This is a genomic window from Mitsuaria sp. CC2 (genome assembly GCF_048957715.1).
In the GTDB taxonomy this organism is placed as follows: Bacteria; Pseudomonadota; Gammaproteobacteria; order Burkholderiales; family Burkholderiaceae_C; genus Roseateles.
In genome coordinates this window covers 164,331-186,336 of the sequence record NZ_JARVXN010000005.1, presented here as the reverse complement: position 1 = coordinate 186,336, position 22,006 = coordinate 164,331, and the positions used below count along the sequence as shown (strand labels likewise).

The window sequence follows — 22,006 nt, the reverse complement described above, 5'->3', positions numbered from 1 at the left end:
TTCAAGCCCGCCGGGCCATCACGCCCTGATCACGCCCTGGATTCCCCGGAATTCATCCCCGGCCAATGTAGGGCATCTTGGTGGCCATCACCGTCAGGAAAGGCACGTTGGCCGACAACGGCAATTCCGCCATGTAGAGCAGCGCGCTGGCCGCGTGCGCCACGTCCATGCGCGGTTCGACCATCGTGCCGCCGTGCGCCTGCGACACGCCGTGCACGAAGCGTTCGGTCAGATCGGTCGCGGCATTGCCGATGTCGAGCTGACCGGCGGCGATGTCGTGCTTGCGGCCGTCCAGCGCCAGCGTCTTCGTCAGGCCGGTGATGGCATGTTTGGTCGCGGTGTAGGCGATCGAGCCCGGCCGCGGCGCGTGCGCCGAGATCGAGCCGTTGTTGACGATGCGTCCGCCGCGCGGGGTCTGCCGCTTCATCAGCCCGAAGGCCGCCCGGGCGCACAGGAAGCTGCCGGTCAGGTTGATGTCGACGACGGAGCGCCAGGTCTCGATGCTGAGCTCATCGATGTCCGACGCAGGCGCGCCGCGCCCGGCGTTGTTGAACAGGAAATCGAGCCGGCCCCAGCGGCGCTCGATCGCGTCGAAGGCGGCGGCGACCTGCGCCTCGTCGGCGACATCCGTGGGCAGCACCAGCGCGCGTTCGGGCGCGAAGGCGGCGGTCTCGCGCAGCGCCTCGTCGCGGCGGCCGAGCAGCGCGACCTGCCAGCCGGCCTGCATCAGCGCCTGCGCGGCGGCGCGGCCGATGCCCGACCCGGCGCCGGTCACGGCGGCGAACCGCAGCTGGGAGGGCGTCGCCGCGGCGAGCGGCACGACCTCGGGCGAAGTCGTCACGTCGGCAGCGACGGGATCGAGGGCGGCGTGGGCAGAGTCCATCCCCCCATCATAGGGAGCAAGGCGGAAATCGGCTGACGCAAGGCTGAAGCGCTGGCGCGCTCTGCGCCCAACCCGTCGCCGCGGCTGACGAACGGCGGCTGACGAACGGCGGGTGACGAACGGCGGGTGAGCGCGATGAACGGGCTGGCCGTCCGGGATCAACGCCAGGAACGAGGGACCCCTCAGGGGCCCTCGTCGGGCGGAGATCAGCGCGGGATCAGGCGGGAATGAGTCCCCGGCCCTTCAGCATGGGCTCCACGCGCGCATCGCGTCCGCGGAAGGCACGATAGGTCGCGCCCGGCTCGCGGCTGTTGCCGACCGCCAGGATGTTGGCCAGCAGCGATTGCGCCGTCTTCGCGTCGAACGGATCGCCCGCTTCGACGAAGGCCTCGAAGGCGTCGCAGTCCAGCACCTCCGCCCACAGGTAGACGTAGTAGCCCGATGCGTAATAGCTGCCCGAGAACAGATGCTGGAAGTGCGTGAGCCGGTGGTTCAGCCCGACCGCCGGCGGCAGGCCCAGGCGTTCCAGCGTCTCGCGTTCGAAGGCGACCGGATCCGCCACGTCGGCGTGCTCCTGTGCGTGCAGCGCCAGGTCCACCAACGCCGACGCGCAGTAGCGCACCGTCTCGTAGCCCTGGTTGAAGGTCGCGGCCGCCTTGAGGCGGTCGAGCAGCGCGTCGGGCAGCGGCTCGCCGGTCTTGTAGTGGCGCGCGTGCTGCTTGAGCACCGCGGGCTCGGCCATCCAGTGCTCCATCAGCTGCGAGGGCAGCTCGACGAAGTCGCGCAGCACCTGCGTGCCGGACAGGCGCTCGAAGCTCACGTCCGACAGCAGCCCGTGCAGGCCGTGGCCGAATTCGTGGAACAGGGTGCGCACGTCGTCGAAGGACAGCAACGTCGGCTCGCCCGGCGCGCCCTTGGCGAAGTTGTTGTTGTTCAGGATGATCGGCAGCGCATCGATGCCGTTGCGGGCCTGCCAGCGCAGCGCGTTCATCCAGGCGCCGCTGCGCTTGGTCGGACGCGCGAAGTTGTCCTGGACGAAGATCCCGCGCAGCGAGCCGTCCGGGCGCTGCACCTCGTAGACCTTCACGTCCGGGTGGTAGCCGGCGACCTGCGGCTGCGCGACGAAACGCAGGCCGTAGAGCCGCGAGGCGCAGTCGAACATCGCCTGCACCATCGCCTCCAGCGGGAAGTAGGGCTTGACCTCGGCCTCGTCGAGCTGGAAGCGCTGCTGGCGGACCTTCTCCGCGTACCAGCGCCAGTCCCAGGCCTCGATCGTCAGGTCGTGGCCGAGCTGCGCGCGGACCTCGTCGAGCATCGCGCGCTCGCGCGCGGCGGCGGCCTTGGCCGGTTCCCAGACCTGGTCCAGCAGGCCCTGCACGGCGGACTGGCGGCCGGCCATCGTGTCGGCGAGCGCGTAGTCGGCGAAGCTGCGATGGCCGTGCAGCGCGGCCTGCTCGTGGCGCAGCGCGAGCAGCTCCCGCACCAGCGCGCGGTTGTCGGTCTCGCCGGCGGTTTCGCCGCGGCCGACCCAGGCGCGCCAGGCCTGCTCGCGCAGGTCGCGGCGTTCGCTGAAGGTCAGGAAGGGCACGATCAGCGAGCGCGACAGCGTCACGACATGCGCGCCCTCCTCCGTCTGACCGCGGTCCAGCGCGGCCTGGCGCGCGGCAGCGCGGACGAAGTCCGGCAGGCCGGCCAGTTCCGCTTCGCCACGCAGCACGAGCTGATAGCCGCTCTCGTCGGCGAGCACGTTCTGCGCGAAGCGGGTATTGAGCTCGGCCTGACGCTCCATGTTCGCGGCGTAACGCGCACGGGCGTCGCCCCGCAGCCGCGCGCCGGCGCGCACGAAGTCCAGGTGCACGCGTTCGAGCAGCCGCAGCGATTCAGCCGGCAGGTCCAGCGACGCGCGCTGTTCAAAGAGCCGTTCGACGCGCTCGAACAGCGCGGCGTTCAGGTAGATCGCGTTGGTGTGCGCCGCCAGCGGCGCGGCCATGCGGCGTTGCACGGCCTGCAGCTCGGGCGAGCTGGCCGAGGCGCTGAGCGTCGAGAACAGGTGCTCCAGCGCGGTCAGCGCGCGGCCCGAGCGATCGAGCGCGGCCAGGGTGTTGTCGAAGTCCGGCGATGCCGGATTCGCAGCGATCGCGTCGAGTTCGGCGCGATGCGCGGCGAGCGCGGCCTCGAAGGCGGGTTCGACGTGTTCGGCGCGGATCGCGTCGAACGGGGGCAGCCCGTAAGGACCGGTCCAGGCGGACAGCAGCGGGTTGGACAGCAGGTGGGTGCTCATCGGGTCTGCCCCTTCCTCATCACTTCTTGTTCTGTTCCTTCTTGATCGCGATCTCGTCGGCTTCGTCGTACGAGCGGCTCGCGCACTTGAATTTCCATTCATTGCGCTTGTCGTTCAGGTCCTCGACGGCCTCGTTGAACTCGTCGGCGATCTTCTGGTGCGCGTCGACGCGGACGTTGAAGGCCTTGTTGACCTCGATGCGGTCGTTGCGCGCCTTGTTGAAGGCGTCGATCTTGGGCTGCAGGGCGTTGGCGCGAGCCTGGTACTCCTCCTGCTTGGCCTTGAGCTCCGCCTTTTCCATCTTCGCGGCACCGGCTTCGATCTCGGCGCCGAAAGCCTTCACGCTGTCGATCTCGGTCTTCAGGGCGGTCCCCTGCGCCTGCATGTCGGCCTCGAACTTGTCGGACTCGGCCTTGGAGGACTGCAGCTCGTCGCGCTCCTTCAGGACCACGGCCTTCTTCTTGTCGAGCTCGGCGCCGGCGTCTTCGTTCTGCTGGTTGGAGGTCATGCACGCGCGCAGTTCGTCGCGCGTCATCAGCTTGCCCTTGCCGCCCTTGGCGGCGGGGGCGGCGGCGGCAGGCTTGGCGGCGGGCTTGGCCGGCGTGCTCGTCTGGCCGCTCGTCTGGGCGGAGGCCAGACCGCAGGCCAGCAGTGCCGCGACGGCGAGGGAGGTGCGAAGAGTGTTCATGTCGTCTCTCAAGTCATTGCGCCGGATGGGCGCTGTCTCGTCGGGTCGGACCGTCCGGCTCGCGACCGGTCCGCTGTGCGGGTCGGCATGATGCCACGACCCGGATAATGCGCGGCTTCAGATCGTTTCCGGCCCGCGTGCAGCCCGCACGGCGGGCCGTCCACCCCGAACACGACCGCCCGCCAGGCGGCACCCCACCATGGCGCTCAAGGCCACCATCCACAAAGCCCAGCTGCAACTCTCCGACATGGACCGCCACGTCTACGGCGAGCACTCCCTGACCGTCGCCCGCCACCCGTCGGAGACCGACGAGCGGATGATGCTGCGCATCCTGGCCTACGCGCTGAACGTGCCGGCCGACGACCTGCACGGCAAACTGGAGTTCAGCAAGGGCCTGTCCGACGTCGACGAGCCGCCGCTGTGGCAGCTCGACCTGACCGGCCAGGTCGTCCACTGGATCGAGCTCGGCCAGCCCGACGAACGTCGGCTGCGCCAGGCGCACGGCAGGGCGGACCGCGTCACCGTCATCGGCTACGCGTCCAGCACGCCGGTGTGGTGGGCCGGCATACAGAACAAGCTGCAGCGCACGCCCAAGCTGGCGGTGTGGCAGATCCCGGCGGAGCAGGCCCAGGCCCTGGCCGCGCTGGCCGAGCGCGGCATGCAGTGGCAGGTCAGCATCCAGGACGGGACGGCGTACGTCAGCACCGACAAGGGCGCGGTGGAGATCACGCCGCAGTTGCTGAAGGACCGCGAGGGGTAAGACCTGGAGTAAGGTGGGGTGCGGAGACCCCAGCCCTCACCCCCGCCCTCTTCCGCTTGCGGGAGCGGGGCAAGACATCGATCAGGAGCTCGTTGTGCCTCAATCCGTGCCGTCCGCTTCCACTGAACCCAGCGCTCCCGCCGCCGCAGACGCGATTGCCGGGGACGATCCATTCCTCTGGCTTGAAGCGCTCGAGGGAGAAGCAGGTGAACGTGCCTTGCAGTGGGTGCGCGAGCGCAACGAGGCCACCCTCGCCACGTTGAAGGCCGAGCCTGAATTCGAGCCGGTGCGCGACAAGCTGCTGCACATCCTCAACGCCCGCGACCGCATCCCGCATGTCGCGCGCCGTGGCGACTGGTTCTACAACCTGTGGCAGGACGAGGCCCATCCGCGCGGCCTGTGGCGGCGTTGCACGCTGGAGGAATACCAGCTGGCCGAGCCGCCCTGGCGCCTGGTGCTGGACCTGGACGCGCTGGGCCGCGACGAGGGCCGCAGCTGGGTCTTCCACGGCGCGACGGCGCTGGCGCCCGAGTACCGGCGCTGCCTGGTGTCGCTGTCCGACGGCGGCGCCGACGCGCACGAGCTGCGCGAGTTCGATCTGCAGACGCTGCGCTTCATCGCGCCGGCCGACGGCGGCTTTTTCGTGCCCGAGGCCAAGAGCGACGTCGAATGGCTGGACGCGGACACGCTGCTGGTCGGCAGCGACTTCGGCCCGGATTCGCTGACCGAGTCGGGTTATCCGCGGCAGGTCCGGCGCTGGGCGCGCGGCACGCCGCTGGACGCCGCACCGGTGATCTTCGAAGGCGAGAAAGCCGACGTTTCCGTCTCCGCCTCGGTGGACCGCACGCCGGGCTTCGAGCGCGTCGTCTTCAGCCGCGCGCTGGATTTCTACAACGAGTCGCGTTTCCTCTGGAGGGACGGCGAGTTCGTCCCCATCGACCTGCCCAGCGACATGAGCGTCCACCTGGAAGGCCCGTGGATGCTGCTGCGTCCGCGCACCGACTGGGCCATCCCGCACGGACCGACCTATCCGTCGGGCTCGCTGCTGCTGATGGAGGAAGCGTCGTTCTGGAGGAACGAGCGCCACGACAAGCACATCCGGGTGATGTTCTCGCCGACGGCCGGGCGCTCGCTCGAGGACTACACGCTGACGCGCCACCACCTGCTGATCAACGTCAGCGAGCACGTCGCGAGCCGGCTCGAGGAGTGGGACCTGTCGCACCGGCCGCCGACGCTGCGCCAGGTGAAGGCGCCCTTCCCCGGTACGCTCAGCGTGCAGAGCCTGCACGACCCGGAACTGCCCGAAGACACGCTCGGCGACCGCTACCTGCTGCACTACTGCGATTTCCTGACGCCCGACGTCGTCTGCCTGGCGCAGGCCGGCGTCGACACCCGCGAGACGCTCAAGCAGCGCGGCGCGCAGTTCGACGCCCACGGCATGACCGTCGAGCAGCGTTTCGCCACCAGCGCGGACGGCGAGACCGTCCCCTACTTCGTCATCGGCAGGCACGGCCGCGACGCGCAGGCGCAGAAGGAGACGCCGACGCTGCTCTACGGCTATGGCGGTTTCGAGGTCTCGCTGCAGCCGTGGTACTCCGGCGGCAACGGCCGTGCGTGGCTGGCGCGCGGCGGCCAACTGGTCGTCGCCAACATCCGCGGCGGCGGCGAGTACGGCCCGCGCTGGCATCAGGCGGCCACGCTCGAACACAAGCAGCGCAGCTTCGACGACTTCATCGCCGTCGCCGAGGACCTGATCGCCCACGGCATGACGCGGGCGGGACGGCTCGGGATCATGGGCGGCAGCAACGGCGGCCTGCTGGTCGGCGCGTGCATGGTGCAGCGGCCGGAGCTCTTCGGCGCGGTGGTGTGCCAGGTGCCGCTGCTCGACATGAAGCGTTATCACCTGCTGCTCGCGGGCGCCTCGTGGATGGCCGAATACGGCGACCCGGACGAGCCCGACGACTGGGCGCACATCGCCGCCTACAGCCCGTACCAGCAGCTCAAGGCGGGGGTCACGTATCCGAGGGCGCTGTTCGCCACCTCGACGCGCGACGACCGCGTGCATCCCGGCCATGCGAGGAAAATGGCGGCACGCATGCTGGCGTTGGGCCAGACCTGCTTCTATTACGAAAACATCGAGGGCGGCCATGGCGGCGCTGCGGACAACCGGCAGCGGGCGTTGTTGCAAGCCCTCGAGTTCGCCTACTTGTGGCGTCAACTCGGCAGGGAGGCCTCTCGTGGAGACGCATCTTGAACCTGGTCATCCAGCATCTTCCTGACGCGAGATGCTTTCTGGCGCAGCCGCAACCCGGGCTGCAATGCCGGCTCGACTACGAGCGTCACGGCGAGCAACTGATCATCACGCACACCGGCGTGCCGGCGCAGCTGACCGGGCAAGGCGCGGCCGCGCAGTTGGTGGAGGCCGCGGCACGCTGGCTGGCGGAGTTCCCGCTGCAGCTGGTGCCAGGCTGCAGCTACGTGCGGCACTGGCTGCTGCGGCATCCGCGCTGGCAGCGCCTGCTGACGCCCGCCCCGGCCCAGCGCGTGCTCAACGAATGGTTCGGCCTGCCGGGCGGCGAGCAGGACGGCCAGGTCCAGATGAAGTGGTTCAAGAAGGATGCCGCCTTCGACGCCGCATTGCGTGAGCGCTTCGGACCGGTCATCGACCAGGCCCTGCATGGCGGGCTGCGCGACTGGGACTCCACGGCCTGGGGCGCGCTGGCGCGGATCCTGGTGCTGGACCAGTTCACGCGCAACGTCCATCGTGACACGCCGACGTCCTTCGCCGGCGACGCGTTGGCGCTGGAGGCCTCCTTGGCACTGCAGCCGCGCGCATCGGAGCTGGGCGTGCTGGAGCGCTGGTTCGTGGCGATGCCCTTGGAGCATGCCGAGGATCTGGCGATGCAGGACCGCAGCGTGGCGACTTTCGAGGCCTTGGCTGCAGAAGACCCGCGACTGAAGGACGCGCTGGCCTACGCGTACAAGCACCGCGACGTCATCGAACGGTTCGGGCGCTTCCCGCATCGCAACGAGATCCTCGGGCGCGCAAGCACGCCGGAGGAGCTGGAGTTCCTGAAGCAGCCCGGTTCGCGGTTCTGAGCCTTACGGCGATTCCTTCTCCTGCAACAGCCGCCACATGACCTTGCCCGAGCCGGACTTGGGCAGGGCGTCGACGAACTCGACGATGCGCGGTGCCTTGTACGCGGCCATGTGCTCGTGCGCCCAGTCGATGATGTCCTTGTCGGTGGTCTTGCCCTTCGCCTCGGCGCGCAGCACCACGACGGCCTTCACCGTCTCGCCGCGGTACGCATCCTTGGCCGAGATGATGCAGGCCTCCTGCACGGCGGGGTGGCGGTACAGCAGCATCTCCACCTCCGACGGCCACACCTTGTAGCCGCTCGCGTTGATCATCCGCTTGAGGCGGTCGGTGATGAAGAAATAGCCTTCCTCGTCCATGCGCCCGAGGTCGCCGGTGCGGAAAAAGCGCTTGCCGTCGAGTTCGACGAAGGCCGCGTCGGTCGCTTCCGGCTGCCGCCAGTAGCCCTGGAACACCATCGGGCCGTGGGTGATGATCTCGCCCACCTCGCCGACCGGCATCTCCTCCAGCGTCGTCGGATCCACGACGCGCGAATCGACGCCGAAGATCGGGATGCCCAGGCACTGCAGCTTCGCGCGCTCGGGCGGATTGCCGTGGCTGGGCGCGGCGGTCTCTGTCAGGCCGTAGCCCTCGGCGAAGGTCAGGCCGAACTCCGCCTGCAGCCGCTCCGCCACCGCCTTGGGCATCGCGGCGCCGCCGCCGCTCAGATAGCGCAGGCTGCGCAGGTCGAAGGACTTGTAGTTCGGGCTCGCGAACAGGTCGATGATCATCGTCGGGATGCAGGTCCAGTGCGTGACCTGGTAGCGCGAGATCAGCCGGCCGCAGAGCTCGCGGTCCCAGCGCGGCATGATCACCAGCGTCATGCCGATGAACACCGGCCCCAGCACGCCGTACAGCGTGCCCGTGATGTGGAACATCGGCACCACGGCCAGTCCCACCGATTCCGCGCTGGCGTAGCCCCACTGGCAGCCGCCGCAGCTGTTGGACATCAGCGTCGCGTTCGTGTGCACGCAGCCCTTGGGCAGCCCGGTGGTGCCCGACGTGTAGGGCAGCATCGCCAGATCGTCCGGTCCCGCGGTGTGCGGTCCCGGCACGTGGCCGGCGGCGATCGCCTCGCGCCAGTCGGTCGCGCCCGGCGGCAGCTCGTGCACGGCGGTCAGCCAGTGACGCATCGCCTCCGGCGCATCGCAGGCAGGATCGGGTCCCGCGGGGGGCAGCATCTGCCAGTACTGCGTCACCAGCACCGCGCGCGGGCGCTGCGCCGCGGGCAGTTTCTCCGCCGCCCTCGCGACGATGCCGGAGAGTTCGCCGCTGCAGATCACGACCTTGGTCTCGGGGTCGGTGAGGTAATGGCCGAACTCGTCCTCGCGGTTCATCGGATTGACCGGCACCACCACCGCGTCGGCGCGGTTGATCGCATAGAAGGCGATCAGGTACTGCGGGCAGTTCTGCAGGAACAGCGCCACGCGGTCGCCCTTGGCCACGCCCTGCGCGCGCAGCCAGCCCGCGAGCGCCTCCGCCTGCCGGCGCATCTCGCGGAAGCTGAGCGTCGCGCCGAGGAACTGCGTCGCCGCCTTGTCCGGATACCGGTTCGCGGCGACTTCCAGGTTGAACCACAGCGAGGTCCGGGGGATCGCCAGCCGCCGCGGCAGCCGGGCTGGCCAATGGCTGTACTGCACCTCGGCGTTCTCGGGACGGGGGGTGACCACGCGCGTCATCGATCTGTCTCCTGTCTTTGGTTTGGACCGATCTTCAGTCGGTCTCACCACCCACCTTGTCACCGCAGCGACAACGGCGAGCGCAGCGGCACGAGAGGGCAGCGAGCGCCGCCCCCCGGAAGACAGGGAGCGCTGCTGGGGCCGGAAGGGTGCTGGGGGTTCCCGGAGGGCTGCCCCCTGCACCGTGGAGTGCCCGCGCTTGGCCGACCGCAGTCGAGCCGCCGCCACCTGTGGCGTAAAGAAGACTCCGTCCCGTCATTGGGGTGGTCCCGTAGATGCTCGGCCTGGGCCCCGCGCGTAGCATGCGGGCTTTCACCAATGCCCGGTACGGCATCCGTTTCCGACACGGAAGTGGCGATGCGACGTCGGGCCGTGTTTCCGTCCATGCCGATTGCGCGCCGTTCCGCCCTGCTGGGGCTGCTGACCTGTGTCCTGGGATCCACCGCCGCCGCCACGGCGTGGGCGATCCCGGCCGAGCCGACGCTGGACCTGCCTGCCGGCCCGGTCGTCCTGACCGTCGGCGGCGCGCTGCGCAACGCCAACCGTGACGGCCGGGCGGCCTTCGACATGGCGATGCTGGAGAAGCTGCCGCAGGTGAGCTTCAGCACGCAGACGCCCTGGTATCCGGGCCCGCGCAAGTTCACCGGCCCGCTGCTGCGGGACGTGCTCGCCGCCGCCGGCGCGCAGGGCCGCACGATCGAGGCGCGCGCGCTGAACGACTACCGCGTGCGCATTCCCGCGGACGACAGTGCGCGTTATGACGTCATCGTCGCGCGGCTGATCGACGACAAGCCCATGGCGGTGCGCGACAAGGGGCCGCTGTTCCTGATCTACCCGTTCGACCGTGCGCCCGAGCTGCGCAACAGCATTTTCTACGGGCGTTCGGCGTGGCAGCTGACCCACCTGGAGCTGCGTTGAGCATGTCGCGCGACGCCGCCCGCATCGTCTCGGCCAAGCAGCGTCGCTGGCGCGTCGCCGTCACCGCGATGGGGCTGCTGCTGGTGCTGGCGCTGGCAGGCGTCGCCTGGCTGCAGGCGCGCCAGTACCAGGCGCTGAACGGCACGCGGCGTTACCAGGACGACTACCTCGTCTGGAGCCTGTTCCAGTTCGAGACCGAATATCTGAAGCTGCGGCTCGCGCTGGAGCAGGCGGCCGGCCCCAGCGTGGCGGTCGATCCCGATCAGGTCGCGCAGCGCTACGAGATTTTCGTCAGCCGGCTCAACCTGATCGAGAGCGAACACGCCGCGCTCGTGCTGGCGCATCACCCGGATTACCAGCGCACGCTGGCGCGCACGCAGGACTTCGTCCACTGGGCCGATGCGTTGCCGCTCAACGGCGCGCTGATCCGCGAGCAACCGGCGCGTGTCGCCGAGATCATCAACCGGCTGGAACCGCTGGCCGATCCGATCCGCGAGCTGTCGCTGACCTCGACCCACCACGTCGCCGAAGACGTCAGCACCCGCAACGGGATCGTGCGCAGCCAGAGCCGCGTCAGCCTGGGCCTGACGGCGGCGCTGTCGGCGATGGCGTTGCTGTTCGCGGCCGTCATCTACCGTCAGTTCCGCGGTCTGGAGCGCTACGGTGATAAGCAGAAGGCGCTGGCCGCCCGCCTCAACGATGCGCAACGCGAGGCCGATGCGGCCAACCGCGCCAAGACGGTCTTCCTGGCCAACATGAGCCACGAACTCCGCACGCCGCTGCAGGGGCTGCTCGGCATGCTGGGGCTGATCAAGGAAGCGCCGCTCACCACGACGCAGCAGGATCAGTTGAAGGCGGCGAACGACTGCGCGCGGCATCTGCTGGCGGTGCTCGGCGACATCCTGGACGTGACGCGCATGGAGGCCGGCGGACTGTCGATTGCGCCCGAGCCGCTGCAGCCAAGCGCGCTGATGAAGGAACTGGAGGCGCTGAGCCGGCCTCAGGCCGCGGCCAAGCGGCTGACGCTGCACTTCGGCGTCGACGAGGACGTGCCCGGCTGGGTGCTGGCCGATCCGACGCGCCTGAGACAGATCCTGCTGAACCTGCTGAGCAACGCGCTGAAGTTCTGCGACCGGGGCCACATCGGCTGCCAGATGCGATGCGGCGTCGGCGCGCTGGGCGAAGACCTGCTGATGGTCGAAGTCAGCGACACCGGTCCCGGCATCGACGCGGAGACGCAGGCCCGCCTGTTCCAGCGCTTCAGCCAGGGCGACGCGAGCACCTCGCGGCGCCACGGCGGCGCGGGCCTCGGCCTGGAGATCTCGCGCCGGCTGGCGCGGGCGATGGGCGGCGACATCCACGTGCAGAGCGCCCTGGGCCAGGGCGCGCGCTTCACGCTGGCGCTGCCGCTTCGCGCGGGCGCGGACCTGCCGCCGGGACGGCTGGTGCCAGGTGTTGCCGATGCGTCGCACGCGTCGCATGCGGCGCACGGGCCTCATGCGTCCCACGCCTCGCCCGCGCCTCGCGCCCCCCACGCGACCCAGACCGCCGCGGGACCGGTGCAGCCGGTCACCGGCCTGCGCGTGCTGGTCAGCGAGGACAACCCGACCAACCGCATCGTCATCGAGGCGATGCTGGAGCGGCTCGGCCAGCATGCGACGCTGTGCGAGAACGGCCTGCAGGCGCTGCACGCGCTGCGGCAGCAGCCCTTCGACATTGTGCTGATGGACCTGCACACGCCGCAGATGGACGGTTTCGAGGCGACGCGGCTGATGCGCGAACTGCCGGCGCCGCGCGGGCGGCTGCCGATCATCGCCTTCTCGGCGGACGCGTTCGAGGAGTCGCGCCAGAAGGCCGACGACGCCGGCATCAGCGCCTTCCTCGCCAAGCCGGTGGAGTTGGAGACGCTGCGGGCGTGCCTGCAGACGCTGGCGCCGTCGCCGGCGCGGCCTGAAGCGGCCTGAAGCGGCCGAGGCGGACCCAGGCGTTCCATCGCCGAAATCGGATCGCCCGAAGTGGTGGCCATGCAGCGCTGAAGAAGCGCCATCGGTGCCTGCCCGGCACACCCGGGTGATGGTCGGCGCGAGGTGAAAGACATGGAATTCCAGGGGCGGTGCCGCTTGCGCACCGCGCTGAAAAGGAGTCCGTCCATGTTCAATTTTAGATCGCTCGTGCCTCATGCCCTGACACTCGTGGCCATGGCGGCCTCACCGGTCCTCGCCCGCGACCTCGCATTGCCGCCACACGACCAGGCGCCGCCACGCTGCGGTGAGGAACCGATGTGGGAAGCCACGATCGCGAAGCCTCCCCGTCGGGTCTGCGCCGCCGACTTCGGCATCTTCCCCCTGGACGGCCTGGCGACCACCGACCAGGGCCCTGCCTTGCGCGCTGCACTCGCTCAGCTGGAGCAGCAGGGAGCCGCCCTCTTCCTGCCATCGGGTCGCTACGCTTTCGCGGGGGAACTGCTGGTCCCCGGCGGGTCCGGCCTCATCGGCAGTCCCACCGGCAATACCCGTCTGAGAAGCGCGGGCCCGGTCCCGGCCAGGATCACGACGGACGCATCCGCATCGAGCGGTGTCCTCATCGAAGGGCTGCAGCTGTACAACACGCGGATCGAGGTGAACGGCAAGTACCCGGCCACGGTGCGATGGAATGGCCTGGTCGGCACCGTCGGCAGGGAGGCGCAGATCGTCGCCCGCGGTCCTCACACGGTGGACGGCAACGTGTTGTGGCGCTCCCAGGATGAGCCCGGCTTCGGCATCGACTTGAGAACGGCAGGCGATACGGCAGGCGTTACGGCAAGCGATACGGCGGGCGCCCCTGCCGACGCAGAGGCTCCCCAGGTCAGCATCACGCGCAATCTCATCGGCGCCATTGATGCCGACCAGAACCCGGTTCGATCAGCCCCGGACATCGCCCCGCCCACCCGAGCCATGCTCAAGGCGATGAGTGCATCTCCCAGCGACAACGCTGAATACCAGGGGCACTACCTGGTCGCCATCCGGTCGATGAGCCAGGCACCCATCGAGATGGCGTACAACCAGATCGCAGTCAGCGCGGCTGGGCCGGCGTCGGCGCACTCCCCCCGCGCGGCGGCGCAGATCCTGTCGCCTCGCGATCTGACACTCTGGAGAAACAGCTTTGAAGGCATCGGTTTCAAGGCGAACGAGGACCCGGCGGTGGTCATCGACATGCCCTCGAATACCAGCATCGACGAGAACCGCTTCACCCGCGTTCCGTTGATCCTGACCCGCAGCGGGCTCACTTCCGGGCCGATCAAGAAGACGAGGATCTGGGACAACAGACTGAACCACACATCGATGGAGATCCGCGTGGCCGTCAACGGCATGGCGGCGCAACAGACCTCGCCCGACGATGTCGAGATCCGCGCCAATCGATTCTGGGTCCCGCCGCGTTGTGCATTGACGATGCGCCAGCCCGAGGCGGGTACCCGGAACTTCACGACGATCGCGAACCACGACGACTTCAGCAACGAGGAAGTGGTGCCTTGCCTGCGCTGAACGAAGGCCGCCGTCTCTTATAGTCCCTCTCCACCACGGAGAGCCCCGCCCATGTACCTGTCCCGGATCGCGCTGACCAACGTGCGCTCGATGGCATCGCTGGCCATCGACTTCGGCGCCGGTCCGGACGCGCCGGCCGGCACGAACCGGCGCTGGACGCTGCTGCTCGGCGAGAACGGCTGCGGCAAGAGCACCGTGCTGCGCGCGATCGGGCTGCTGCTCGCCGGCAGCGAGGCGCTGCCGGAGCTGCTCGGCGATGCCGATGCGTGGATACGCAACGGCATGCGGCAATGCCGCATCGCCGGCACGCTGGTGACCGCCAAGGGCGAACGGCGCGAGATCGCGCTGGAGCTGCATCGCGGCGACGGGCTGCGCCAGATCTTCGAGCGCAACGCGCAGACGCTGGAGGCACTGGATGCGGCGATCCGGCATGCCGATCGCAATTACTTCGTGCTCGGCTACGGCGTCTCGCGCCGACCGCCCGAGACCGGCCAGCGCGCGAGCGGTCCGCTGGACGACACGGCGCGCTCGTCGCGTTCGCCGCGTGCTCGCGCGCTGGCCTCGATGTTCTCGCCCGACGCGTCGCTGGTGTCGCTGCAGCGCTGGGCCATGGACCTCGACTACCGGCGCGGCGAAGCGGCGCTGGCGCCGATCCGCGCGGCCCTCAACCAGCTGATGCGGGGCATGAACTTCTCGCGCATCGACAAGGCGTCGGGGCAGTTGATCTTCAAGACCGTCGACGGCGAGGTGCCGCTGAACCAGCTGTCCGATGGGTACCAGAACATGGCGGCCTGGTGCGGCGACCTGCTCTTCCGCATCACCGAAGCCTTCCCCGACCGCAAGGATCCGCTGGCCACGCGCGGCGTGCTGCTGATCGACGAGCTCGACCTGCACCTGCACCCGGTCTGGCGCCGGCAGCTGGTGGACTTTCTCTCGAACCTGCTGCCGAACTTCCAGTTCATCGCGACGACGCACTCCGCGCTGACCGCGCAGCAGAGCGGTGAAGGCGAGCTCTTCGTCATCCGCCGCGAAGGCGCGAAACAGCGACCCACGCTGGTGCCCTTCGTCGGCGAGCCGCGGCTCATGATGCTGCATCAGCTGCTGATGAGCCCGATGTTCGGGCTGGAATCGACGGATTCGGTGGCGGTGGAAACCGCGAGGAACACGGCGCGCAAGCTGCACACGAAGACCAGGACCCAGGGCAAGGCGTTGACCTCGCGCGAGCGCGCGCAGCTGCAGCGCAGCGCCGAGGTCCTTCGCGTCGCGCCCGAGTGGGACGCGGTGCCCGACTACGCCCGCCAGCAGACCGCCCTGGTGAAGGAGCTGAAGGCGACGATCGCGAAACAGGCGGCGAAGTCGGCATCGGCAAAGTCTCCGCAGTCCAAGGCGACAGTCGGGAAGCAGCCCGCCCCCGAGGGCGCCAAGACATCGGCCGCGGCAACGCCCGCGCTGTCGCCGACCAGGCTGAAGGCGGCGGTGAAGCGGGTGGAGCGTTCGAAGTGATCCGCCTGCGGCGAGGCCGGGACGCCGCGAGCCTGGGCGCGTTCACCGGCGCGAAGCTGCAGCAGCGGCTGCTCAAGCTCGAAGGCTACTTCTACGAGGACGGCGGCGAGGTCGACTTCAAGCCCAAGGCGCGCCAGATCTGGTCGACCGCCAAGCCCGCGCTCAAGCGCGATTCAGCCGGGAAATGCGCGTACTGCGAGGCCGACACGGCGGTGGTCGCGCATGGCGATGTCGAGCACTTCCGCCCCAAGGATCTGTACTGGTGGCTGGCGTACTGCGTCGACAACTACACCTTCAGCTGCCAGGTCTGCAACCAGGTGTACAAGGGCAACACCTTCCCCGTGACCGGCGCCCGCCTGAAGCCGCCGCGCATGCCCGCGGCGCAGCCGACGGACGCGGCCAAGGCGGCGACGCTCGCCGCGAGCTTCTGCCTCGATCCCGCGGACGCCACGGACGCGTCGCTGAATCGCTTCTTCGCCGGCGAGCAGCCCCATCTGCCCGACCCCTACCTGGTCGATCCCGAGAAGCTGCTGTCGTGGAACGCGATCGAGGCCACGAACGAGGTCTGGCTCATCCCGCGTGGACGTTCGGCGAAGGCCAAGGCGGCCGCGAAGGCCGCTGAGGAGGTGCTCGGACTCAACCGCACGGAACTGCTGCGGCTGCGCTGGAATCACTACGACCTGCTGCGCACCCTCGCTCTTGCGTTCCAGGAGATGGACCCGGCGTCGCCGAACGCGGCCAAGGTCCTCGCCGGCATCCGCCGCCGCGCCGACGGCGATCAGCCGTTCGCGGGGATGACTCGGCACTTCCTGCGGACGTGGGGATTGCTTTAGGGCCAGGTCTTGCCGCCGGGCTTGGCATCGCCACGAATGATCCGATCAGACGACCACCGGCTCCGGTTCCAGCCGGATGCCGAAGCGGCCGTAGACGCTTTCCTGGATCGCGCGCGCCAGCGTGACGACCTCGGCGCCGCGGGCCTCGCCGCGGTTCACCAGCACCAGGGCCTGCTTCTCGTAAACCGCCGCGCCGCCCACGCTCTTGCCCTTCCACCCGCAGGCGTCGATCAGCCAGCCCGCGGCCAGCTTGAAGCTGCCGTCGGCCATCGGGTAATGCACGATGTGCGGGTCGCGCGCGATGATGTCGCGGCACTGCTCCGCGCTGACCACCGGGTTCTTGAAGAAGCTGCCCGCGTTGCCGATGCGCGCCGGGTCCGGCAACTTCGCGCTGCGGATCTCGCAGACCCACTCGAACACCTGCCGCGCGTCGGGCGCGGCGATGCCGGTGTCGGCCATCTTGCGTTCGAGGTCCAGGTAACCCAGCTGCGGCTGCCACGGCTTGGGACAGCGCAGCCGCACCTTCGTGATCACGCTCTTGCCCGCCAGGCCGCCGTACCCCGTCTGCTTGAACACGCTGTCGCGATAGCCGAAGCGGCACACCGAGGCGGGCAGCGTCACACGTCGACCCGTCGTCAGGTCGACGACATCCACGTTCTCGAGCCGGTCCTTCAGCTCGATGCCGTAGGCGCCGATGTTCTGCACCGGCGCCGCCCCGACGGTGCCCGGGATCAAGGCCAGGTTCTCCAGGCCGGGCACGCCCTGCGCCAGCGACCATGCCACCGCGTCGTGCCAGGGCACGCCGGCGCCGGCCTCGACGATCCAGCAATCCTCGCGTTCCTCGACGGCCAGGCCCTGGATCTCCATCTTCAGCACGACCGCGTCGACGTCCTTCGTCAGGACGAGGTTGGACCCGCCGCCCAGCACGAACTTCGGCGCGCGGCCCAGTTCGGGGTGGTCGACGACGCGGCGCACATCCAGCTCCTCGCGGATGCGCACCAGCCGGCGCGCCGTCGCCGGCAGGCCGAAGGTGTTGTAGGGCTTGAGGTTGACGTCGTGCTCGATGACGACGCCCTCGCGGCGCTCGGTCGAGGGGGGGATGGCGGGAGACTGCATGGCTAGAATTCTCGCCCATCTCCCCGAATCTCCCCCAAAGATCCCCTCGGAGGCCGGCCGCCGACAATCGGTCGTCACCCTCCCCTCTGAAAGAGCCGTACATGCCCAGCTTTGACACCGTCCTCGAACCCGACATGGTGAAGGTCCGCAACAGCGTGGACGCCAGCGCCAAGGAAATCGCCACCCGCTTCGACTTCAAGGGCACCAGCGCCGCCATCGAGTGGAAGGACAAGGAAAAGGAAGTCCACGCCACCGGCGACGCCGAGTTCCAGCTCGAGCAGATCGAGGCCGTGCTCTATTCGAAACTGACCAAGCAGGGCGTGGTGCTCGGCTTCGTCGACAAGCAGGACAAGATCGAGAAGCTCGGCGGTGACCGCGTCAAGCAGGTCTACAAGATCAAGAACGGCCTGGAGGCCCCCGAGGCCAAGAAGGTCGTCGCCGCGATCAAGGAAAGCAAGCTCAAGGTGCAGGCCCAGATCGAAGGCGACATCGTGCGCATCACCGGCAAGTCGCTCGACGACCTGCAGGGGGCGCAGGCGGCGCTGCGCAAGGCGCTGCCCGACCTGCCGCTGAGCTTCGACAACTACCGCAAGTGATCCTCGGCGAGATGAGCACGCCTCGCAGGACCGGCTGCCGACGTCCCGCCGCCGTGGCGCTGTCCGTGGCGACCGCAGTCGCCGCGATGACCGCGCTGCTGGCGATGGCCCCTTCGCCCGCGTTCGCGGACAGCGTCAAGGCTTCGCGTTACTACGAGGACGCGCTCAAGCGCTTCGAGCAGCGGGACATCGACGGCGCCATCATCCAGCTCAAGAACGCGCTGCAGCAGGACGCGCGGATGCTGACGGTGCACGTGCTGCTCGGCAAGGCGCTGCTGATGCGCAGCGAAGCCGCCGCCGCCGAGATCGAGTTCAACGAGGCGCTCTCGCAGGGCATCAACCGCGCCGAAGTGGCCGTCCCGCTGGCGCAGGCGCTGGTCGCGCAGGGCAAGCAGGCCGAGGTGTTCAAGCAACCGGCGCTGGTGCCCGACGGCCTGCCCGACAACGTCCGCAAGTCGCTGTTCCTGGTGCGTGCGGCGGCGGCCTCGGACCTCGGAGACCCTTCCCGCGCGCAGTCCCAGATCGACCTGGCGCGGGCCATTCCGCCCGACAACGCCGACACCTGGCTCGCCGAAGTGCCGCTGCGTCTGCGCGCACGACAGTTCGACAAGGCCACCGCCGCCGCCGAGCAGGCGGTGCGGCTGGCGCCGGGCAGCGGCGAGGCGCTCTACCAGCGCGCCACCGTGCCGCATGTGCAGGGCAGGCTCGACGAGGCGCTCAAGGGCTATGAACGCGCGATCGCCGCCGATCCGCGCCACCTCGAGGCGCAGATGGCCCGCGCCGGCCTACTGATCGACCTGAACCGCGACGCCGACGCGCTGGCGCAGATCCAGTCCGCGCTGAAGCTCGCACCGAACGAGCCCCGCGCCCTCTACCTCACCGCCGTGCTCGCGGAGCGTCGCAACGACGCCGCCGCGGCCAAGACCGCGCTGAAGGCGGTCACCACCGCGCTGGATCCGGTCCCCATCGAGTTCATCCGCTACCGCCCGCAGGCGCTGATGCTCAACGGCCTGGCCCACTTCGGCCTGGGCGAGATGGAGAAGGCCAAGCCCTACCTCGAATACGCGCAGCGCCAGACGCCCAACAGCCCGCTCTCCAAGCTGCTGGCGCAGGTCTACGTGGCCGAGCCCAACCTCGACCGCGCCAGCGACGTGCTGGAGTCCTACCTCAAGGTCAATCCCGGCGACGGTCAGGCGCTGGTGATGATGGCCACGCTGCAGATGGCGCAGGGCCGCCATGCGCGCGCCGCCGCGCTGATGCAGGAGGCGCTGAAGTCGCGGGACGCTCCCGAATTCCGCACCGCGCTCGGTCTGTCGCTGATGCGCGGCGGCCAGTCCGGCGACGCGGTCGGCGAACTGGAAAAGGCTTTCCAGCGCGACCCGCGTCAGACCTATGCCGGCATGGCGTTGGTGTCGCTCTACCTGCGCGGCGGGCAGACGGCCAAGGCCATCGGCATCTCGGACAAGCTGGTCAAGCTGGACCCGAACAACACCACCGCCTGGCTGCAGCTCGCCGTCGCGCGGCGCGCGGCCAACGACACGGCCGGCGCGCGCCAGGCCTACCAGAAGGCCAACCAGCTCGACCCGAGCCTGGTCGACGCACAGCTCGGGCTCGCGCGGGTCGACATCGCCGACCGCCAGTTCGACGCCGCCCAGACCCGGCTGGCCGCGATGCTGAAGGCCGACGAGAAGAACGCCGACGCGCTCTACGAGATGGCGCTGCTGAACGAAGCACGCGGCCAGACCGCCGAGGTGCAGCGATGGCTGGCGAAGGCCACCGACGTCAGCACCTCGCGCAATACGCGGGCGGACCAGGCGCTGGTCGCCTGGCTGCTGAAGCAGGAGCAGCCGGCGCCGGCGCTCGAAGCGGCCCGCAAGCTGCTCGGCAAGGCACCCGACGATCCGCAGGCCATGATCACCTACGCGCGGGCCCAGCTTGCCAATCGCGACATCAAGGGCGCCACGGCGACCTTGACCGGCGCCGCGCGGCGGTCGGGCTTCGGCGCGGATCCGCTCACGCAGATCGCGGGGCTCCAGCTGGACGCTCGCGATCTGGCCGGCGCCGCCTACAGCCTGGACAAGGCGCTGCAGGCGTCGCCGCAACATCTCGGCTCGCTGGCCCTGTCCTCGACGGTGGCGCTGCAGCAGGGCAATCTGGCGCTGGCCGACAAGCAGGCGAAACAGGTGATCCAGCTCCGCCCGCAATCGGCGGTGGGTTACTCGCTCTCGGCGGACGTGGCCCAGGCCCGCAAGCAGCCCGCGCAGGCCCTCGAGGCGCTGCGCAAGGCCCACGAGGTCCAACCGAGCAGCGGCAGCCTCCTGGCACTGATGCGGGCCTTGAGCCGGCAGGACTCTGGTGGCAAGGCGGCGCAGGATCTGGCGGAACGCTGGCTGAAGACGCACCCGACCGATCTCGCGGCCTGGAAGGCGCTGGGCGACACCCAGGCGCGGGCCGGGTCCTTCCCCGCGGCCCGCCGCAGCTACGACACGGCCTTGAAGCTCCGTCCCAATGACGTCGAGGCGCTGAACAACCTGGCCAACACCATGATCCACCAGGGCGAGGCGACTGCCGCCGCCGCGGTGGCGGAGAAGGCCCTGGCGCTGGACCCGCGCAACCCCTCCGTGATCGACACGGCCGGTTGGGCCTATCACCTGGCCGGCAATGGCGACCGCGCGCTCCAACTGCTGCGCGATGCGCGCCTGCGGGAGCCCAACAGCCCGGATATCCGTTATCACCTCGCTGCCGCCTTGGCCAAGGCCGGACGCAAGGCCGAGGCCCGCGAGGAACTGGACGCCGCGCTGCGCAGCACCGCGTTCGAAAGTCACAAGGACGCGCAGTCCTTGAGCCAGACGCTGCGTTGACGCCGTGTCGAGACGGCGACGCCCCTCTGCTGAGGGGTTACCGACCGTGTCAGAAAAACTTACATTCCAGTCCCAATGACAGTCGCTTTTACCGACAAGTCCTTGTGGCGTAAGGGAAAGACGAAATTGGCCCAGGGTTTGCTAATAAAACTGGACTGAATCTGATAGCTCTGCCTCCGGCGGGGCCCGAGGGGAAACCATGCAACGAGTTCAACAACGACTGATCGGAATGGCTGTGGTGGCGCTTGCGTCGCTGCTGCCGTTCAGCGCGCATGCGCTTTCCACCTGGACGGCTGGCAACTGCGCCAGCAATTGCAGCGAGACCGGCGATGCCGCGCCCAACGTCAGCTACAGCGCCTACTCGGCGGTGATCAACCAGACCGGCAGCGGCACATATTCCAGCACCGGTGCTTTCGCGCAGAGCACGCTGGCGTACTACTCCGGCAGCGGTTTCGGCGTGCAGGCGCCCAACGGTGATTCGGGCTCGCCCAATCACTCGCTGGACAACTTCGGCTATCAGGACCTGATCCTGTTGAAGTTCGATTCCGCCGTGAATCTGACGCAGCTGAAGCTGGGTTGGTGGCAAAGCGACAGCGACATCACCGTCCTGGCCTACACCGGCAACACGAGCGGTGTCGACGCGGCGAGCACCATCGCCGGCAAGACCGCGGGCAACCTGAAGTCGGCCAACGGCTGGTCCCTGGTCAACAGCTACGCGGACGTGGGCAGCGCCAACTCGCTCAACCTGAACACGAGCCTCACCTCCAGCTGGTGGATCATCACCGCCTACAACTCGCAGCTGGGGGGCGCGACCACCGGCAACGACGGCACCACCAGCGGCCTGACCCGCGGCACCGGCACCACCAGCTACGCCGGCTACGACTTCGTGAAGCTGTATTCCGTCTCGGGCAACAAGGCACCTGGCGGCGGCACCAACAACGGCAACGTGCCGGAACCCGCGTCGCTGGCCCTGGCCTCCGTCGCCCTGCTCGGCCTGATCGGCGTGCGTCGCCGCAAGCCATCCCAACGCTGAGCCTCCCTGCTCCGCGAAAGGCGACCCGAGGGGTCGCCTTTCTTTTTGCCCAAGCACCCACCCGCCCTTCCGCCCCAAGAAAAACGCCCGATGCACTGCGTGCACCGGGCGTTTTCGCATTTTCACTTCCCCGCGTCCTCGGTCGCAAAACCTTGGAAGGACGGTACTGGTTGGGGGCGGTGAGGCGTGAGGTTTCAG

The 22,006-nt window shown here is 69.1% G+C and carries 16 protein-coding genes; 11 read left to right on the top strand and 5 right to left on the bottom strand.

Features of this window, described 5'->3' with window-relative positions:
• Positions 1–52: 52 nt before the first annotated feature.
• The 3 genes from PV762_RS03365 to PV762_RS03355 all read right to left on the bottom strand — a co-directional run bounded on the left by PV762_RS03365 (position 53) and on the right by PV762_RS03355 (position 3,852).
• Positions 53–883, bottom strand: a complete 831-nt coding sequence (locus PV762_RS03365) for an SDR family oxidoreductase (protein WP_421033598.1) — start codon at positions 881–883, stop codon at positions 53–55.
• 217 nt (positions 884–1,100) lie between these two features.
• Positions 1,101–3,164 carry a M3 family metallopeptidase gene (locus tag PV762_RS03360; protein WP_421033597.1) on the bottom strand — a complete coding sequence of 688 codons (2,064 nt, stop codon included), beginning with the start codon at positions 3,162–3,164 and terminating at the stop codon, positions 1,101–1,103.
• A 19-nt stretch (positions 3,165–3,183) separates the two neighbouring features.
• Complete coding sequence (locus tag PV762_RS03355) at positions 3,184–3,852, bottom strand: hypothetical protein (RefSeq protein WP_421033596.1); 669 nt, start codon at positions 3,850–3,852, stop codon at positions 3,184–3,186.
• A 199-nt stretch (positions 3,853–4,051) separates the two neighbouring features.
• Here PV762_RS03355 and PV762_RS03350 point away from each other — a divergent pair, with 199 nt between their 5' ends.
• From PV762_RS03350 to PV762_RS03340, 3 genes are all read left to right on the top strand, one after another.
• Positions 4,052–4,612 carry a YaeQ family protein gene (locus PV762_RS03350; RefSeq protein WP_421033595.1) on the top strand — a complete coding sequence of 187 codons (561 nt, stop codon included), beginning with the start codon at positions 4,052–4,054 and terminating at the stop codon, positions 4,610–4,612.
• A 94-nt stretch (positions 4,613–4,706) separates the two neighbouring features.
• The gene (locus PV762_RS03345; protein WP_421033594.1) at positions 4,707–6,866 is read left to right on the top strand and encodes a prolyl oligopeptidase family serine peptidase; all 2,160 of its coding nucleotides are present in this window, start codon (positions 4,707–4,709) and stop codon (positions 6,864–6,866) included.
• Positions 6,863–7,711, top strand: a complete 849-nt coding sequence (locus PV762_RS03340) for a DUF924 family protein (protein ID WP_421033593.1) — start codon at positions 6,863–6,865, stop codon at positions 7,709–7,711. Before PV762_RS03345 ends, PV762_RS03340 begins: the two co-directional genes overlap by 4 nt.
• 3 nt (positions 7,712–7,714) lie before the next feature.
• Here PV762_RS03340 and PV762_RS03335 read toward each other — a convergent pair whose 3' ends face one another.
• A complete protein-coding gene (locus PV762_RS03335) occupies positions 7,715–9,427 on the bottom strand; it encodes a long-chain fatty acid--CoA ligase (RefSeq protein ID WP_421033592.1) in 1,713 nt (570 codons plus the stop codon).
• A gap of 384 nt (positions 9,428–9,811) precedes the next feature.
• Between PV762_RS03335 and PV762_RS03330 the strand changes: the two genes are divergently transcribed.
• The 5 genes from PV762_RS03330 to PV762_RS03310 all read left to right on the top strand — a co-directional run bounded on the left by PV762_RS03330 (position 9,812) and on the right by PV762_RS03310 (position 16,202).
• Positions 9,812–10,345, top strand: a complete 534-nt coding sequence (locus tag PV762_RS03330) for a hypothetical protein (protein ID WP_421033591.1) — start codon at positions 9,812–9,814, stop codon at positions 10,343–10,345.
• A gap of 2 nt (positions 10,346–10,347) precedes the next feature.
• On the top strand, positions 10,348–12,309 hold the full coding sequence (locus tag PV762_RS03325) for an ATP-binding protein (protein ID WP_421033590.1): 1,962 nt from the start codon (positions 10,348–10,350) through the stop codon (positions 12,307–12,309).
• Positions 12,310–12,441: 132 nt separating this feature from the next.
• A complete protein-coding gene (locus PV762_RS03320; RefSeq protein ID WP_421033589.1) occupies positions 12,442–13,866 on the top strand; it encodes a hypothetical protein in 1,425 nt (474 codons plus the stop codon).
• Positions 13,867–13,917: 51 nt separating this feature from the next.
• The gene (locus PV762_RS03315) at positions 13,918–15,369 is read left to right on the top strand and encodes an AAA family ATPase (RefSeq protein ID WP_421033588.1); all 1,452 of its coding nucleotides are present in this window, start codon (positions 13,918–13,920) and stop codon (positions 15,367–15,369) included.
• Positions 15,366–16,202: a hypothetical protein gene (locus PV762_RS03310; protein WP_421033587.1), complete on the top strand. Its 837-nt coding sequence runs from the start codon at positions 15,366–15,368 to the stop codon at positions 16,200–16,202. The genes PV762_RS03315 and PV762_RS03310 overlap by 4 nt, the downstream gene beginning before the upstream one ends.
• A gap of 45 nt (positions 16,203–16,247) precedes the next feature.
• Here the strand turns inward: PV762_RS03310 and murB are convergent, their stop codons facing one another.
• Positions 16,248–17,318, bottom strand: coding sequence for a UDP-N-acetylmuramate dehydrogenase (gene murB / locus PV762_RS03305; RefSeq protein ID WP_421033586.1), 1,071 nt, complete (start codon positions 17,316–17,318; stop codon positions 16,248–16,250).
• Between the two features lie 101 nt (positions 17,319–17,419).
• On the opposite strand from murB, the gene PV762_RS03300 reads away from it, so the two are divergent.
• The 3 genes from PV762_RS03300 to xdp1 all read left to right on the top strand — a co-directional run bounded on the left by PV762_RS03300 (position 17,420) and on the right by xdp1 (position 21,808).
• On the top strand, positions 17,420–17,914 hold the full coding sequence (locus PV762_RS03300) for a YajQ family cyclic di-GMP-binding protein (protein ID WP_297528740.1): 495 nt from the start codon (positions 17,420–17,422) through the stop codon (positions 17,912–17,914).
• An 11-nt stretch (positions 17,915–17,925) separates the two neighbouring features.
• The gene (gene prsT / locus PV762_RS03295; protein ID WP_421033585.1) at positions 17,926–20,775 is read left to right on the top strand and encodes an XrtA/PEP-CTERM system TPR-repeat protein PrsT; all 2,850 of its coding nucleotides are present in this window, start codon (positions 17,926–17,928) and stop codon (positions 20,773–20,775) included.
• A gap of 199 nt (positions 20,776–20,974) precedes the next feature.
• Positions 20,975–21,808, top strand: a complete 834-nt coding sequence (gene xdp1 / locus PV762_RS03290; RefSeq protein ID WP_421033584.1) for an exosortase-dependent surface protein XDP1 — start codon at positions 20,975–20,977, stop codon at positions 21,806–21,808.
• Positions 21,809–22,006 lie beyond the last annotated feature (198 nt).

Excerpts from the sequence above, each read along its gene's own strand:
- PV762_RS03365 (WP_421033598.1), bottom strand. The coding sequence starts at position 883 with ATGGACTCTGCCCACGCCGCCCTCGATCCCGTCGCTGCCGACGTGACG.
- PV762_RS03360 (WP_421033597.1), bottom strand. The coding sequence starts at position 3,164 with ATGAGCACCCACCTGCTGTCCAACCCGCTGCTGTCCGCCTGGACCGGT.
- PV762_RS03355 (WP_421033596.1), bottom strand. The coding sequence starts at position 3,852 with ATGAACACTCTTCGCACCTCCCTCGCCGTCGCGGCACTGCTGGCCTGC.
- PV762_RS03350 (WP_421033595.1), top strand. The coding sequence starts at position 4,052 with ATGGCGCTCAAGGCCACCATCCACAAAGCCCAGCTGCAACTCTCCGAC.
- PV762_RS03335 (WP_421033592.1), bottom strand. The coding sequence starts at position 9,427 with ATGACGCGCGTGGTCACCCCCCGTCCCGAGAACGCCGAGGTGCAGTAC.
- PV762_RS03330 (WP_421033591.1), top strand. The coding sequence starts at position 9,812 with ATGCCGATTGCGCGCCGTTCCGCCCTGCTGGGGCTGCTGACCTGTGTC.
- PV762_RS03325 (WP_421033590.1), top strand. The coding sequence starts at position 10,348 with ATGTCGCGCGACGCCGCCCGCATCGTCTCGGCCAAGCAGCGTCGCTGG.
- PV762_RS03320 (WP_421033589.1), top strand. The coding sequence starts at position 12,442 with ATGGAATTCCAGGGGCGGTGCCGCTTGCGCACCGCGCTGAAAAGGAGT.
- PV762_RS03315 (WP_421033588.1), top strand. The coding sequence starts at position 13,918 with ATGTACCTGTCCCGGATCGCGCTGACCAACGTGCGCTCGATGGCATCG.
- murB (WP_421033586.1), bottom strand. The coding sequence starts at position 17,318 with ATGCAGTCTCCCGCCATCCCCCCCTCGACCGAGCGCCGCGAGGGCGTC.
- PV762_RS03300 (WP_297528740.1), top strand. The coding sequence starts at position 17,420 with ATGCCCAGCTTTGACACCGTCCTCGAACCCGACATGGTGAAGGTCCGC.
- prsT (WP_421033585.1), top strand. The coding sequence starts at position 17,926 with ATGAGCACGCCTCGCAGGACCGGCTGCCGACGTCCCGCCGCCGTGGCG.
- xdp1 (WP_421033584.1), top strand. The coding sequence starts at position 20,975 with ATGCAACGAGTTCAACAACGACTGATCGGAATGGCTGTGGTGGCGCTT.